10 protein-coding genes are annotated in these 14,740 nt (G+C 68.6%); 4 read left to right on the top strand and 6 right to left on the bottom strand.

Annotation, left to right across the window (positions count from 1 at the left end):
* Positions 1–77: 77 nt before the first annotated feature.
* The 3 genes from murQ to JWP60_RS15970 all read right to left on the bottom strand — a co-directional run bounded on the left by murQ (position 78) and on the right by JWP60_RS15970 (position 4,750).
* On the bottom strand, positions 78–1,031 hold the full coding sequence (murQ, locus tag JWP60_RS15980; protein ID WP_299793388.1) for an N-acetylmuramic acid 6-phosphate etherase: 954 nt from the start codon (positions 1,029–1,031) through the stop codon (positions 78–80).
* Positions 1,032–1,127: 96 nt separating this feature from the next.
* Complete coding sequence (locus JWP60_RS15975) at positions 1,128–1,850, bottom strand: sulfite exporter TauE/SafE family protein (protein WP_299793385.1); 723 nt, start codon at positions 1,848–1,850, stop codon at positions 1,128–1,130.
* A gap of 80 nt (positions 1,851–1,930) precedes the next feature.
* Positions 1,931–4,750: a transglycosylase domain-containing protein gene (locus JWP60_RS15970; protein ID WP_299793382.1), complete on the bottom strand. Its 2,820-nt coding sequence runs from the start codon at positions 4,748–4,750 to the stop codon at positions 1,931–1,933.
* A gap of 226 nt (positions 4,751–4,976) precedes the next feature.
* On the opposite strand from JWP60_RS15970, the gene JWP60_RS15965 reads away from it, so the two are divergent.
* Together JWP60_RS15965 and JWP60_RS15960 are read left to right on the top strand one after the other, a co-directional pair.
* The gene (locus tag JWP60_RS15965; RefSeq protein ID WP_299793379.1) at positions 4,977–5,315 is read left to right on the top strand and encodes a DUF2917 domain-containing protein; all 339 of its coding nucleotides are present in this window, start codon (positions 4,977–4,979) and stop codon (positions 5,313–5,315) included.
* 178 nt (positions 5,316–5,493) lie between these two features.
* The gene (locus tag JWP60_RS15960) at positions 5,494–6,243 is read left to right on the top strand and encodes a hypothetical protein (RefSeq protein ID WP_299793376.1); all 750 of its coding nucleotides are present in this window, start codon (positions 5,494–5,496) and stop codon (positions 6,241–6,243) included.
* Here JWP60_RS15960 and JWP60_RS15955 read toward each other — a convergent pair.
* Positions 6,212–8,698, bottom strand: a complete 2,487-nt coding sequence (locus tag JWP60_RS15955; RefSeq protein ID WP_299793373.1) for an EAL domain-containing protein — start codon at positions 8,696–8,698, stop codon at positions 6,212–6,214. The two genes, JWP60_RS15960 and JWP60_RS15955, sit on opposite strands and share 32 nt — an antisense overlap.
* Positions 8,699–8,849: 151 nt before the next feature.
* Here JWP60_RS15955 and JWP60_RS15950 point away from each other — a divergent pair, with 151 nt between their 5' ends.
* Positions 8,850–9,275 carry a response regulator gene (locus JWP60_RS15950; RefSeq protein ID WP_299793370.1) on the top strand — a complete coding sequence of 142 codons (426 nt, stop codon included), beginning with the start codon at positions 8,850–8,852 and terminating at the stop codon, positions 9,273–9,275.
* Complete coding sequence (locus JWP60_RS15945; protein ID WP_299793367.1) at positions 9,272–10,540, top strand: hypothetical protein; 1,269 nt, start codon at positions 9,272–9,274, stop codon at positions 10,538–10,540. Before JWP60_RS15950 ends, JWP60_RS15945 begins: the two co-directional genes overlap by 4 nt.
* Positions 10,541–10,799: 259 nt before the next feature.
* Here JWP60_RS15945 and JWP60_RS15940 read toward each other — a convergent pair whose 3' ends face one another.
* Together JWP60_RS15940 and JWP60_RS15935 are read right to left on the bottom strand one after the other, a co-directional pair.
* The gene (locus tag JWP60_RS15940; RefSeq protein ID WP_299793364.1) at positions 10,800–12,689 is read right to left on the bottom strand and encodes a GGDEF domain-containing phosphodiesterase; all 1,890 of its coding nucleotides are present in this window, start codon (positions 12,687–12,689) and stop codon (positions 10,800–10,802) included.
* 14 nt (positions 12,690–12,703) lie between these two features.
* Entirely contained in the window at positions 12,704–14,713 is a 2,010-nt protein-coding gene (locus JWP60_RS15935) for a hypothetical protein (protein ID WP_299793361.1), read from the bottom strand.
* Between the last annotated feature and the right edge of the window lie 27 nt (positions 14,714–14,740).

Raw genomic sequence — 14,740 nt, 5'->3', positions numbered from 1 at the left:
CTCACCGTCCGGACCTTTTCGGGGCGCCGCCGGGCTGCTGTGCGAGCAGCGCCGGAGTTCGACTTTGCCGTGTCGGTTCACGCCGGGATCGCGCCTCCTGCCTCGTCCAGGCGACGGCGTGCCGCAGCGGCATCGACCCCGAAGCGCTGCATCACCAGCGCCGTCTTCACGTGGCCGCCCGCGGCTTCCAGCAGGCGCGCGGCCGCGGCGCGGTCGATGCCCAGCGTGTCCATCAGGATGCGCTCGCCCCGGTCCTGCAGCTTCTGGCAGGTGACCTGCAGGTCGACCATCAGGTTGCCGTACACCTTGCCCGTGCGCACCATCGCGCCGGTGCTGATCATGTTCAGCACCATCTTGGTCGCCGTGCCGGCCTTCATGCGCGTCGACCCGGTCACGACCTCGGGCCCGACCAGCGGGGCAATCACCACGTCGTGAGTCTGCAGCAATTGCTCGGAGGGATAGGTGCACAGCAGGAAGCCGGTGCGCGCGCCGCGTTCGCGCGCGCGCTGCAAGGCACCGTGCACATACGGCGTGGTGCCCGAGGCCGCGATGCCCAGCACGAAATCGTTGGCGCCGACTCCGCGCTCGTCCATCGCCGCGGCGCCGTCTTCCGGGTGATCCTCGGCGCCTTCCTGCGCCCGCAGCAGCGCCTCGAAGCCGCCGGCGATCACGCCTTGCACCATCTCCGGGTCGGTGCGGTAGGTGGGCGGCATCTCGGACGCATCCAGCACGCCGAGCCGGCCCGAGGTGCCGGCGCCGACATACACGAGGCGGCCGCCCCGGCGCAGGCCGTCGACGACGAGGTCGATGGCGCGCGCGATCCGCAGGCGCTCGTCGCTCACGGCGGCCGCGATCAGCCGGTCCTCGGCGTTGATCAGGTCGACGATCTCGAGCGCCGACATCTGGTCGATGCGCGTGCTGCGCGGATTGCGCTGTTCGGTCAGCCGCGCATCGAGCGGCGGCTTGGGCGAGGTGGGTGACGGCTTGCGCGCGGCGTCCATGGTCTGCGGTGCAACCCTGACTTCAGGCATGCGAGGTTCCCATCGTAGAAGGGACCTCATCGTGGCGCCAAGGGCGCGGACACCCTGTAGGACCGGCATGCTTTCGTCTGTGGTATCGCCGCCGCATCAGCGTGCAGCGGCCCACAACAGCGACAGCCCCGAGCACAGCATCAGCCCGTCGATCAGCGAACGGTAGGCCGCGGGCGAGAGCGCCAGCACCACGAAGCGGCCGACGAAGGAGCCGGCCATCAGCGTGGAGCCGATCAGCAGGCCCTGCATCAGCACCTCGGGCGGGAAGGCGCCCAGCACCTGGAAGGTCGCGACCTTGGCGGAGTAGACGCCGATCGAGGCGGCAGCCTCCGTGCCGAGGAAGGCGCCCCGCTCCAGGCCATGGAAGGTGAAGAGCGGAACGGTGAGCGGCCCGGTCGAAACCACGATGCCGGTCAGCAAACCCAAGGGGCCACCGAGCAGCGCCAGATGCCCCAGCGACAGCTTGATGGCGTGGTGCGCCAGCCAGCGACGCACCGGGATCAGCGCCAGGAAGAACAGGCCCAGCGCCAGTTCCGCGACACCGCTGGGGATGGCCAGCAGCAGGCGGGCGCCGAGGATGGAGCCCGGGATGGCGGTGGCGCAATAGGCGCCGCAGGCACGCCAGTTGATGTGCCGCCACCAGGCCAGCACGCGCCCCAGATTCCCCATGATGGCGGCCACGGCCATGATAGGCACGGCATGGCGGGGCCCGAACATCACGATCAGGATCGGCATCAGCACCAGCGAGGAGCCGGTACCCACGATGCCGCCGAGGGTGCCGGCGGCCAGGCCGGAGATCAGGAGCAGAAAGTAATCCACCGCGGCAGAGCATACCGGTTCACGGCCGGGTGCCGCCACCGGGGGTCGCCGGCCGCAAGGACGGTGCGGAGGGCTTTGCGCTACTGCGTCGAATCGCTCGCAGGCGAACCGCCGCCTCCGGACGACTCCGACGGCGTGAAGGCGCTGCCGCTCGCGGTGCCCGCACTGCTGCCGGACGAACTCTCGCGGGTCGGGGCGCTGTCGCGGGTCGGCGCGCTGTCGCGTGCCGCTGGCTGCTGCACGGTGATCGTGTCGCGCGGGCTGGGCGCGGCCGGCGCGCCGTCACGCGAACTGCTCGTCGTCGTCGACGAGGACGAGGCGGCGTCGCGCCCGCTGGCCGACGACGGCGACGGATTCCCGTCATAGATCGGCACCGACGGCCGACCGCTGCGGCTGGCTGCGGCGGCGCCCATGGCATCCGGCGTGCGGTACACCTGCGTGCCTGTGATCGTGTCGACCGGCCGCGTGGTTTCCAGGGGGCGCGGGAAGGAAGGCACCCGCTGCGTGTCGGCCACCACCGGCGCGTCGGCCGGCACCGGTGTCGTCTGGATCAGCGGCGGCTGCGGGTCGGTCGCGGCAGTCCGCGGCGGCGGCTCCAGCGAGGGCGGGTTCAGGTTCACCTGGGGCAGGCTCACGTCCGACGTGGCCGCCACGGCCGGCTGGCTGTCCTGGCCCTGCGAGTTGAACACGCTGTTCCACCAATCGCCCGCACGATCGATCAGCGACTTGTCCTGGTCCTGCAGGTGCGGCGCGGTGAAAGTGGACTTGGTGTCGACCACGCCGGCCTTCTGCGCCTTCTGCATCATGTCGCCCACCACCAGCAGCGCGGTGTGCGCGCCCTGCCCCCAGTAGGAACTGCGCATGCTCACGCGGTTGTCGTTGAAGCCCACCCACGCGCCGGCCACCAGCTGCGGATGCATCAGGATGAACCAGCCGTCGGTGTTGCCCTGGGTGGTGCCGGTCTTGCCGGCCAGGTCGCCCTGCAGCCCGAAGCGCGGACGCAGTCCCGCGGCGGTGCCGTAGTCGATGGTGCCGCGCATCACGTCCAGCAGCGTCATGGCCGCCTGGTTCTGCAGCGCCTGCTCCGGCGCCTTGGCCCCGAAGCTTTCCAGCACGTTGTGATCGCGGTCTTCCACCGCGGTCACGACCTGCGGCTCGATGTAGTTGCCGCCGTTGGCGATCGTGGCAAACGAAGCCACCATCTCCTTGAGCGTCACCGGGCTGGTGCCCAGGGCCAGCGAGGGCACTTCGTCCAGCTTGCTCTGGCGCACGCCCATCGCGCGGGCCAGGGCGGCAACGCGGGAGGGGCCCACCTGCATCATGAGCTGCGCCGTCACCGTGTTCTTCGACTTGGCCAGGCCATCGCGCAGCGTCATGGGCTGGTTGGTCGGGGCGCCCTCGATGTCACCGGGACGCCAGACCTGGTTCTTGTCGATCTGGATCGCCACCGGCTGGTCCATCAGCGTCTCGTTCGGCTGGTGGCCCATCTCGAAGGCGGCGCCGTACACGAAGGGCTTGAAGGTGGAACCCGGTTGCCGCCTTGCCTGCGAGACGTGGTCGAACTTGTCTTGCGCGAAGTCGCGGCTGCCGACCCAGGCCTTGATCGCGCCGGTCTGCGGCTCGATCGCCAGGAAGCCGGATTGCAGCATGGTCTTCTGCTTGCGCAGGTTGGCGATGAATTCGCGGTTGGCTTCCAGCTCCTTCATCGCCTCCTGCTCGCTCTTGCCCTGGTCGCGCGCCTGCTTGAACTCCAGCGAGTCGCGGATCCAGGATTTCACCAGGTCCGGATTGCTGTTCCAGAAGTATTCGAAGGGCGCGGACTTGCCGCGCGCCGCCACGTAGGCCGCCGGGTCGCTGCCGAGGCCGCTGACGGCGCTGCGGCTCCACTCCACATCGGCCACGGCCTGCAGCATCCTGGCCTGCCGGTCCACCGCCTCGTTGGCCGCCTGCTGCAGGCGCGAATCGATGGTGGTCTTCACCACCAGGCCGTCGGCGTAGATGTTGTAGTCGTGCTTGTCGGCCCATTCCAGCAGCCAGCGGCGCAGGTATTCGGTCAGGTGCGGGGCCATGCCGTTGAATTCGGGCAGGCGCTCGAAGTCGAGCTTCAGAGGCTGCGCCTTCAGCTGCTCGAAGCGCGCCGGATCCAGCTTGTTCTCCCTGACCATCATGGCCAGCACCGTGTTGCGCCGCTGCACGGCGCGCTCGGGATTCATCACGGGGTTGTAGTAGGAAGTGCCCTTGAGCATGCCCACCAGCGTGGCCGCTTCGAGTTCGTCCAGGTCCCTGGCGTGCTTGTCGAAATAGGTGCGCGCGGCCATCTCGATGCCCCACGCGTTGTACAGGAAGGACACGGAGTTGAGATACGACTCCAGGATCTCGTCCTTGCTGTACACCGCCTCGATCTTGAAGGCGGTGATCGCTTCCTTGATCTTGCGGTTGATGGTCTGCTCGCGGCCGATCTGCTCGGGGTACAGGTTGCGCGCGAGCTGCTGCGTCAGCGTCGAGCCGCCTTCGACGTCGCCGGTCAGCGTGTTGAACATGGCGCGCGCGGTGCGCGTGAAGTCGATGCCGTGGTGATCGTAGAAACGCTTGTCCTCGGTGGCGAGCAGCGCCTGCACCACCTTCGGCGAAATGTCCGAGAGCTTCACCCAGTCGCGGTTGGCGCGCCGGAACACCGCGAGCTCCTTGCCGTCGGCCGAGAGCACCACCGAGGGCGACTCCTGCTTGGACTTGCGGATGTTGCCGATGCTGGGCGTGAGGGGGTACAGCGCCGCGGCGTACAGCACCAGTGCCACGGGCACGATGGCAACTGCCTTGAACGGGTGGCGCCGGATCCAGCCGCCGAAGCGCCGCAACCCCTGCCCCACGCGTGCCATCGCTCCCTCGCCTGCTTGCTTCATGATTGGTGTTCCTGAGTTCTGCAGGAATCTAGAAGCTGTGCTGGTGGCGCGACTGTAGGACGGCTGCGCAAGGGACCAGCGGCTTTCCCCCTAGGCAGTCGCGCGCGCCGACTACGAACCCGGGCGGTGTAGTCGCCACGCGGACAAATCCTGCAGCCGGCGTCCCACGCGCGGACCCTCCATTGCGACTATTGCCGTCCGTGGCGCAGCCACGATGATCGCGGCCATGCAAATCGCACACCAGTCCGCCACCCTGATGTCCCGCCTGTTCGGGATGCCGATGCCCGTTCGCTCGCACGTGACGCGCCGGTTCTCCGCGACGGTGCGCAAGGGCGCCACGACCGCGATTCCGTTTCCCCCCGGACGCGTGACTCTGCATTGCCGCAAGGGCGAGGCCTGGATCACGCACGACGGCGATCCGCGCGACGTGCTGCTGCATGCGGACGAAAGCTATACCGCGGACAACCCGCGCCGCATGACCGTGCATGCGCTCAAGACTGACTGCTTCTTCGATGTACAGGTGGAAGACGCCGCTGGCGTCGTGCTGCAGGACCCGGCGCATTGAGCGGCGGCCGGCAGCAGCGAAACTCTGCAGGGACTTTGATCACATGGACCCCTTTGTCGTGCCTTCGCATGCGCGTGCAACCGGCCGCGTCCTACAGCCCGCGCTGGGTGGACCTGACATTTTCCGGGGAACCGACAGCCCAGACTTGTTTCCAACCCATACCTCACCCATAACAGTGTTGGCCATCGAAGATCCCATCATTGCCTCCAGCGGCGCCCCACCCTCGACGGCCCTGGACACCTCGCCGCAGCGCCAGCGCAGCCTCGCTCGCGCGGCGCAGCACGACATCCTGCGCCGCCTCACTCCGCCGCTGCGCCACGACATGGTGGTGCACCTGCAGTCGCTCGGCATGATGGCCGAGGCGCTCAGCGCCCGCATGGAGCGCGGCGCCGTACAGTCCGACGACCTGGCGAGTTCCGTCTCCAAGTTGAACCGCCTTTCGCGGCAGGCCGTTGCGCGCTGCCTGGAGGTGAGCACGTGGATGGAGCCGGCGGAAGACGACACCACTGCGCTGCGCGAAGCCGTGCAGGAGGTCGTGCGCCTGCTCTCCACCAGCGTCAACTTCCGCGGCTACGACCTGCGTGCCGAGCTGGGCGACGGCGAGTTCGAGGTGTCGCGCAGTGCCGCGCGCTTCCTGGTCGCGGCGGCCATCCTCACGCTGACCGACGCCGCGCCCGGCCCGGGCGAAATCGTCGTGCGCACCGAGCAGTCGTCCTCGCACGGCGTCGTCGCGGTCGAATACCAGCCTCAGCCGGAAGGCACCTTCACGCAGATGCACGAGCCCGGTGGCGATGCCCCGCTGTCGTGGATCGAGGTGCAGGCGCTGGCGTCGCAGCACGCCGTCGAATTGCTGCGCAACGGGCAGGCAATCATCCTGCGCCTGCCGCGCGCCGTCGTCACGACACCGCTGAAGATGGTTCCGGTGTGACGCGGCCGCTGCCGCCGGCAGCCTGATCCATGAAGGCCTCAAGCTGCGTCAGCGGCAGCGGCCGGCAGAACAGGTATCCCTGGTAGCGATGGCACCCCTGGCGCGCCAGGAAAGCGCGCTGCTCCTCCGTCTCCACGCCCTCCGCAATCACGTCCAGCCCCAGGCTGCGGCACAGCCCGATGATCGTGCTGGCGATCGCGGCGTCGTTGCCGTCGGTGAGGATATCCTTCACGAAGCCGCGATCGATCTTCAGTTCGTCGATCGGCAGCCGCTTGAGGTAGGAGAGCGAGGAATAGCCGATCCCGAAGTCGTCCACCGACAGGCGCACGCCCATGTCCTTGAGGTTGCGCATCTTGGCGATGGCGGCATCGAGGTTGTCGGCCAGCAGGCTTTCGGTGAGTTCCAGCTTCAGCTTGCCCGCCGGAACCCCCGAGCGCTTCACGCACTTCATCACTTCATCGATGAAGTCGGGATGGCGGAACTGGCGCACGCTCACGTTGACGGCGATGCTCAGGTGCGCGCGGTCGGGGCGGTTCGCCCACACCGCCAGCTGCGCGCACGCCGCCTCGAGCACCCAGTGGCCGATCGGGATGATCAGCGACGTCTCTTCCGCGGTGGGAATGAACTGGTCCGGCTGCACCATGCCGCGGATGGGATGCTCCCAGCGCAGCAGCGCCTCGACGCCGCTCATGCTTCCGTCCATGCCCACCTGCGGCTGGTATTCGATCTTCAGGTGGTTGTCGCGCCACGCCTGCCGCAGGTCCGAGGCGAGCGCCGCGTTCGCCGTGGCCACCGCCTGCATCTCCGGGTCGAAGAAGCGCACCGCGTTGCGGCCCGCGGCCTTGGCCTGGTACATCGCCAGGTCCGCCTGCTTCAGCAGTTCGTTCACGCTCGAAGGCAGCTTGCCGAACAGCGTGACGCCGATGCTGCAGGTGCTGTGATGCAGGTAGCCGGGCAGCACGTAGGGCTCGCCCAGTCCGTCGAGGATCCGCTGGCTCACCACCTGCGCCGCGGTCAGCGGATCGAGCGGCTTCTCCGGCGTGTTCTCCAGCAGCACGACGAACTCATCGCCCCCGAGCCGCGCCACGAGGTCGCCCTTGGCAACGCAATTGCGCAGCCGCCGCGCCACCTGCTGCAGCAGCATGTCCCCCTTCTGGTGGCCCAGCGTGTCGTTCAGCACCTTGAAGTTGTCGAGGTCTATGAACATCAGCGCGCCGTCGCGCGTGGTCCCATGCTCGCCCACCGCCTCGTTCAGGCGGTCCAGCAGCATCTGGCGATTGGGCAGTTGCGTCAGCGGATCGTAGAAGGCCAGGTACTGGATCTTCTCCTCGTCGCGCTTGCGCTCGGTGATGTCGCGACCCACCGCCACCCAGTGCGTGAGGCGGCGTGTCTCGTCCCAGACCGGGGACACATCAAGGTCGACCCAGTAAGGCTCGCCGGAGCGGGTGTAGTTGATCAGGTCGACGCGCACGCGCTCCCATTGCTCCAGCGCGGTGCGGATGCGATCGAGCTGCGGGCGCTGCGTGTCGGGACCCTGCAGGAAGCGCGGCGAATGGCCGATCACCTCGTCCCTCGTGTAGCCCGTGCGGCGCTCGAACGCCTCGTTGACGAACACGATGCGCGGACCGGGGGCGCGAAAGGGCGCGGCCTCCGTGATGATCACGATGTCGTTGAGCCGCGCGATGCTGCCTTCCAGTAAGGTGAGATGTTGTTGCGCGCGCCGTCGGCTCGACACGTCGCGCAGGTGCAAGGCCAGCCCGGCGCCGAAGGGAAAACCGCGCAGCTCCAGCCAATGGCTCACCTGCGAATCGAGTTCTTCCAGCTCGATCGGCTCGCGCTTTTCCAGGGCCTGCGTGAAGCGCTCTTCCAGCTTGAGGCGCGCGCGCTTCTGGAAGAAGCTCCACACCTTGCGTCCCAGAACGGATTCGCCGCCCGCGGCCAGCAACTGCTCCGCCTGCTCGTTGGCGTAACTGATGCGGCCCTGCCGGTCCACCGTGACGAAGGCCTCGCCGCTGCCCAGCGCGCCGCCCATGCTGACCGTGTGGCGCAGCAGCGTGCCCTCGGGGTAGCCGGCCGGCGCAATCTCCTGCACTAGGCCCTCGGCGCCGACGATCTGGCCGGCGTCATCGCGCAGCGGCTGCCCGACGCAGCGCACCCAGAGCCGGCGGCCTTGCAAGGTGTGCAACTGCACTTCGACGTCGAAGGGCTCGCCCTGCTCTTGGCAGGCGCGCAGGCGCGCCGTGATTTCGGCGCGGTGTTCGTCCGCGAAGTGCTGCAGCGCATCCTGGAAAGTGGGCGTGTAGCCAGGCGGCGCGCCGTGCAGGCGCGCCAGTTGCGCGGACCAGTACAGCGTGCTTGTGCGCGCATCGAGGCGCCAGAAGCCCACGAATGCGCTGCGTTCCACCAGCTCCAGCAGCTGCCCTGCGTTGTTCGCGATCACCGGTTCCATGGACATCCTTGTCGCTCATCTTACGTGTGCAAGCAGCCCGACGGGGTGGCCGTAGGTAGCTTCCTACATGCAAACGCGTGCCCCTCCGAATAGCGAGCGTAGCTGAGGGGCTAGAGTGCCTTACGCCTTGAAACCGACCCTTACCCATTGAGCTCCCGTGCAACTTGCAGTTTTCGTCGTGGAGGACAACGCAGAGATTCAGGAGAACCTCGTGGGGGCTCTTGAGGAGCTCACCTGCGTGAAGGTCGTGGGTGGCAGTGCCACCGAAGAAGACGCCCTGGGCTGGATCGCCGCCCGCAATCACTGGGACATGCTGATCGTCGACCTGTTCCTCAAGGGAGGCAGCGGCATGCGGCTCGTGCAGCGCGTGCAGCGCGCCCGGCCCGAACAGAAGATCATCGTGTTCAGCAATTACGTGAATGCCAGCGTGCGCAAGCGCTGCGCGCAGCTGGGCGTCGACGCCGTCTTCGACAAGTCCACGGAAATCGACACGCTGGTCGATTACTGCTCCCATCAATGCAACCAGATGGGCGCCAGCCAGTCCGCCCCGATGCCCCTGTACCCCTCCGGAGGTCCCCTATGAGCAACAACACCCTCGACTTCCCCGGCCTGACGCTGGTGGAGCAGGAGCCCGCGGTCTCCATCGGCCCCGCAGTCTCCACACCCAGGCCGGCCGCGGTAGCCACGACTGCGCCCGTGACGGGGCGACGCTGGTCCGACGGCGCCGGCACGTTCGGGCCCGTGGACCCCAATGCCCCCTGGTCGATGTCGCAGCAATGGCCCAACCTGGTCGCGGCCTTGTCCGAGCAGGCGGTGGAAAGCAGCAACCTGCTGCTGCGCGCGCTGAACTACCTGGTGGGCGCGGGGCGCCTGCGCCGCAGCGAGGCGAAGGCCCTCAGCGACGCGATGCACCAGTTGCGCGGCACCAGCCTGCGCGCGCAGCAGATCACGCGACTCGCGGGCGGCCGCATCCGCCAGGCGCGCGAGCGCGTCGACCTCTCCGAGCTGGTGCGCCACGTGATCGATGAACGCAGCACCGAGATCGAGGCGACCGGCGCCGCCGTCAGCTCCGAGCTGCAGGCGGTCGACGTGCTGCTGGATCCGCCGGTGGCGATCAGCCTGATCAACGCGATCCTCGATTGGGCGATGAGTTTCAGCAAGCAGCTGCACTTCATGCTGGTGCCCGCCGAGTGGCCGGGCCCCGCGCAACTGAAGGTGCGCGTCACCACGCCCGCGCCTTCCAGCGCACCGGTCGGTGGTGGCGTGAGCTGGACGGTGCGCCCGCGTGGCCGCCGCCTGAACGACGGCCTGCACTGGATGCTGCTGCGGCAGATCGCGTCCTCTTCCAACCTGCAGGTGGCGCGCTCGCGCGAAGACGGCGCGGCCGTGCTGACGATCGAATTCCCGAAGACCTTCCTGAGCACCGAGGGCATTTCGTGCCTCGATCTGTCGGAGTCGGTCGACGGCCAGCCGGCGCCGCTGCGCGAGACCTGGGTGCTGGTGCTGGCGCGCGATCCCAAGCTGCGCGGTGAGGCGCTGGACGCGCTGCGCAAGATGGGCATCGAGGCCCGCGCCGCGGCCGACACACGCGAAGCCGGAACGGTGATGGCCGATGGGCGCCCGAACGTGCTGGTCGCGGCCTACGACGTGCCGGCCGACGAGGTCGCGGCCTTCCGGCACGACGTGCTGGGTGGCGAGGAGCGTTGCCCGATGGTGGAGATCACGCGCGAGCTGCCGTCGTTCCACCTGAGCGGCTTCGATCGCTTCGAGACGCCCAAGGTCGGACGGGAACAACTCATGGCCGAACTGCCCCCGACGGTGCTGTTCGAACTGGTGAAGGTTGTGTGAGGGCGATGATGGTGACGGTGGTGTGAAAGGGGAGAAGCCCGGCGCAAGCCGGGCTTCTTTTTTGGGGCTGAGGAGTTTTGGGCTTTGCTGCCAAGGCGCTGCGGCGATTCAGGCATTCTTGAACGCAGAAATCGCAGAAGTGACGCAGAAGTCGCAGAAGAAAAGTTGATGCATTCTTCTGCGTGTTCTGCGTTGCCTCTGCGACTTCTGCGTTCAAAATGCCGCACACGACACGGCGTCGCAATCTGCGGCGAACCAGCTAGCCCGGAATCGCCAGCGGCCCGCGCTTCAACATCCGCACCAGCTGGTCGGCCGGCACCGGCGGGCTGTAGAGGAAGCCCTGGGCCTGGTCGCACTGCAGCTCCTGCAGCTTCAGCGCCTGCGCCTCGGTCTCGACGCCCTCGGCCACCACCTTGAGGTTCAGGCCGCGCGCCAGCGACACGCAGGTGCGCACGATGCCTTCGTAGGCGGGGTCGGCAGTGATCTTCTTGACGAAGGCGCGGTCGATCTTCAGTTCGTCGATCGGCAGCGTCACGATGTACGCCAGCGACGAATAGCCGGTGCCGAAGTCGTCGATCGCCACCGGGATGCCGAGCTTGCGCACCTGCGTCAGCACCTCGATCGCGCGCTCCATGTTCGAGATCAGGATGCTTTCCGTGATCTCGATGCCGATGGCCGAGGGATCGCCCTGCAGCACCTCCAGGGCGCGCTGCAACGCCGGAACGAAATCCTCGTCGCGCAATTGCGCCGAGGCCACGTTCACCGCGATGCGAGGCGCCATCAGGCCGGCATCGCGCCAGCTGCGCCAGTCGGCGATCGCCCGCTCCATGATCTTCTGCGCCACGGCGCCGATCAGGCCCGTGGTTTCCAGCGCCGGCACGAACTCACCCGGCGGCACCAGGCCGCGCGCAGGATCCATCCAGCGCACCAGCGCCTCGACGCCGACGATGCGGCCGGTGGCGAGCTCCACCTTCGGCTGGTAGTAGTTGACGAACTCGCTCTTGGCCAGCGCGCGCCGCAATTGCGGCTCCAGCCGGTAATGCATGCTCTGCACGTTGTCGACGGAGCGGTCGAAGAAGGCCATCGACTGTTCGCGCTCGATGGCCACCGCCAGTGCCGTGTCCGCCGCATTGACCACTTCGTCCAGCGTCTTGCCGTCGTCCGGGAAGGAGGCGAAGCCCAGGTTCACCGGGCAGACCATCGAGAGATTGTTCACCTCGTAAGGCTGGCTCAGGGACTGCGCGAGCTCCGGCGCCACCTTCTGCGCGAACTCCGCCGGCCTGGCATCCGGGAAGAACAGCACGAACAGCCCGCGCTTGATGCGGCCGATGATGGCGCCGTGCTCACCGAACACGCGCAGGCGATCGGCCGTCTGCTGGATCAAGGCGTCGGCCACGCGGAAGCCGTGCGCCGAATTGATCTGGTTGATCGTCTTCAGGCGCACGAAGCACACCATGCCGCAGGCCGGCTTGTAGTGGTCGAACTCCGCCTCGAAATGGAACCAGTTCGGCAGCCCCGTGAGCCGGTCGGTTTCGGTGGCGATGCGCAGTTGCCGGCGCAGGCGCAGCAGGCTGGCCACGGCCTTGGCCAGCTTGACCAGGCCATCGCGCTGGCTCTCGGTCATGCGGCGCGGCACCTGGTCCATCACGCACAGCGTGCCGATGGCGCTGCCGTCGCGCGTGCGCAAGGGCACGCCGGCGTAGTAGCGAAGCAGCGGGCCCTGCGGACCCCACGGCTGCGAGTCGGCCCAACCGAGCTTGGCGACGTCGGGGATCTCCAGCACGCGGTCGGCATCGAGGATGGCGTGCGCGCAGAACGACTTCTCGCGCGGGATCTGCTGCACCGGCAGCCCGACGCTGGACTTGTACCACTGGCGCTGGCCCTCCACGAAGGTCAGCGCGCACATGGGCGTGCCGCACAGCACGGCGGCCAGCTGCACCAGGCGGTCGTAGTCCTCGTCGGGTTCGGTGTCGAGGATGCCGAAGCCACGGAGTTCGACCAGCCGCTGCGGTTCGTCCGCGGGTTGCAGTGCCGCCGTGTACAGCCAGGAGGATCGCAGCGGGGCGGGACGTTGCGTGGTCGGATCGAAGTCGTCCAGGACCGCGCCGGGCCGGTCGCCGGGAGCGGGTCGTTGCTGCACCAGGTCCATCGGCTTCCTTCGTTCTAGTAGCGGCTCGCGGGGGCGCGTTCCAGGGCGACGGCGGCACTGAAGGCGTCCTCCGCCTCGGCCTGCGCGCGAGCCGTGGCATTGCGTTCGGCGGCCGCGTGCAACTCGGCGAGCAGCGGGGCGAGTTCGAGATCCACTTCGGGTTCGGGCGGCGCTTCCGGTTCCTGCTGCTGCGGCAGCGGCTCGGGCGCGGCGTTCAGGTCGACGTCGAGTGCGAAGTGATGGCCGCCATCGGCATCGGCAAGCGCCTGGGTCGCGGCCTGCGCCGCCGCCGGATCGTCGCTGTACGCCCAGGGGGCGAGCGGCTGCGATTCGGCGTCGGCCTGCGTTGCGCCTTCGGTGACCAGCGCCAGCGCCAGCTCGTGCAGGCAGATCAGGTCGCGCCCCGCCTGCAGCGTCAGCGCGGCGCCGGGGGCCGGCACGTTGAACAGCGTGTCCTCGATCAGGTCGAGGACCTCTGCGCTTTCCCAGGTCCGGCTGATGCGCTCGCTGAGGTCGGCCATGCTTTCCAGGCCGCGGCCGGCGGTGACCTGCTGCAGCGAAGGCGCCTCGACCCGGAACACCTGCGCATACCGGCGACGCACGGCCGTCACCGCGGCCGGGTCTTCGTCCTGGTCGCACAGGCGCATCAGCTCGAAGTAGGCCAGCGGCGCCGGGCTGCTGCTGTCATGCAGATAGGTCTTGAGCACTTCCATCGCATCGGTGGCCAGGCCGAGCGAGGACAGGAACTCCACCTCCTGGAAGGTCGCGCCCAGTGTCTCGACCCGCAGCACACCACTGGCGGGCCGGCGCGGCGTGGCCGGCAGCGTGAAGTCGATCGGCCCGGGGCCGCTCGGCGCAGCAGATACGACAGCGACCTGGGGCACCGCAAGCGGCACAACGGGCGGGACCGGCCTGGCTTCGCGGACAGCGCTTGCCGGCACGGGCTCGGCGCGCAGCGGGCGAACGGCGAACGGCGCCGCCTGCACCTCGGTCGCTGCAACGGGTGCGTGCACCGGCTCGAAGGGCTCCGCGGCTGTCGCATACCAGGGGCCACGGGTCAGATCGAGGTGGCGCGTGCGGAACCACAGCAGGCCGGCGGCAGCGGCAGCCGCCAGCACCAGCAGGCTGAGCACCTGGATGGCGGCCGGCGAGGCGTACCAGGGCTGCGGTTCCTCGAACCGGCGGCGCAGGTCCGCCATGTCGCTGTGGGTCTGGGCGGCGCTGCGGCGCAGTTGCGCCATCTCGCTTTCCAGCTTCTGCAGCATGGCGCTGGTGCGCAGCAGGTCCTGCGGATCGGCGTTGATCGCCTGCCACATCAGGGCCGCAGTGGCGCGTCGGGCGGCGTCGCCCTGGGGATCGGCCAGGGTGGCGGTCACGCGCAGGAACGCTTGCGGATCGGGCGTCAGGGGCTCGAGCCGCAGACGGGCGCCCTGCCCCGGGACGGCTCGGCGCAGCGCGCGACCGATGCGGGGCGCCGCCAGTGGGGCTGCATCGGCGGTCGTTGTGTCCGCAACCGTGGTGCCGGGGTTGGCCGGGCTCACAGAGGGCCTGCGCGGCGCACGAACGAGGGGCGAGCGCTGCGGCGCCAGCGTGGTGGCGGCCGTCAGGAGCGGCGGCGCCTGCGGCCGCATCAGGGCGGCCAGCACCGTCTCGGACGGGATGTCCGGCAGCAGCGTGTAGCTGCGCGTAACGAAGTTGCGGCAGCCGGCGCGCAGCGACACGGTCACGACCGGCTCGTCGATGGCGGTGTCGGTCTCGATGCGCACGCGGCGGTTGGCCTCGGTGCCGATGACGGTGGCGCGCACGCCGCGCAGCTGCTGCTTGTCGCCGTAAAAGACGTCGGCATGCACGCACTGGTCGTCGGCCTCGTTGGAGGCGAAGCGGGCAGGCACGGACATGTCCAGGGGCTGGCCGATCCATACGTCGGCCGCCGGGGCGCCCAGCGACTGCGCCACCGCGCAGGTGCAATACGCCACCAGCAGCGGTACTGCCAATGTCCGGCTAGGCGTAAGCAGGTTTTTCATGTGCTTACGGACTGTGGAAGCTCGGCA

It is taken from the genome of Ramlibacter sp. (genome assembly GCF_028291745.1).
Lineage (GTDB): Bacteria > Pseudomonadota > Gammaproteobacteria > Burkholderiales > Burkholderiaceae_C > Ramlibacter.
Note: the sequence above shows the minus strand (reverse complement) of the source record. Positions and strands in the feature narration are given on the sequence as shown.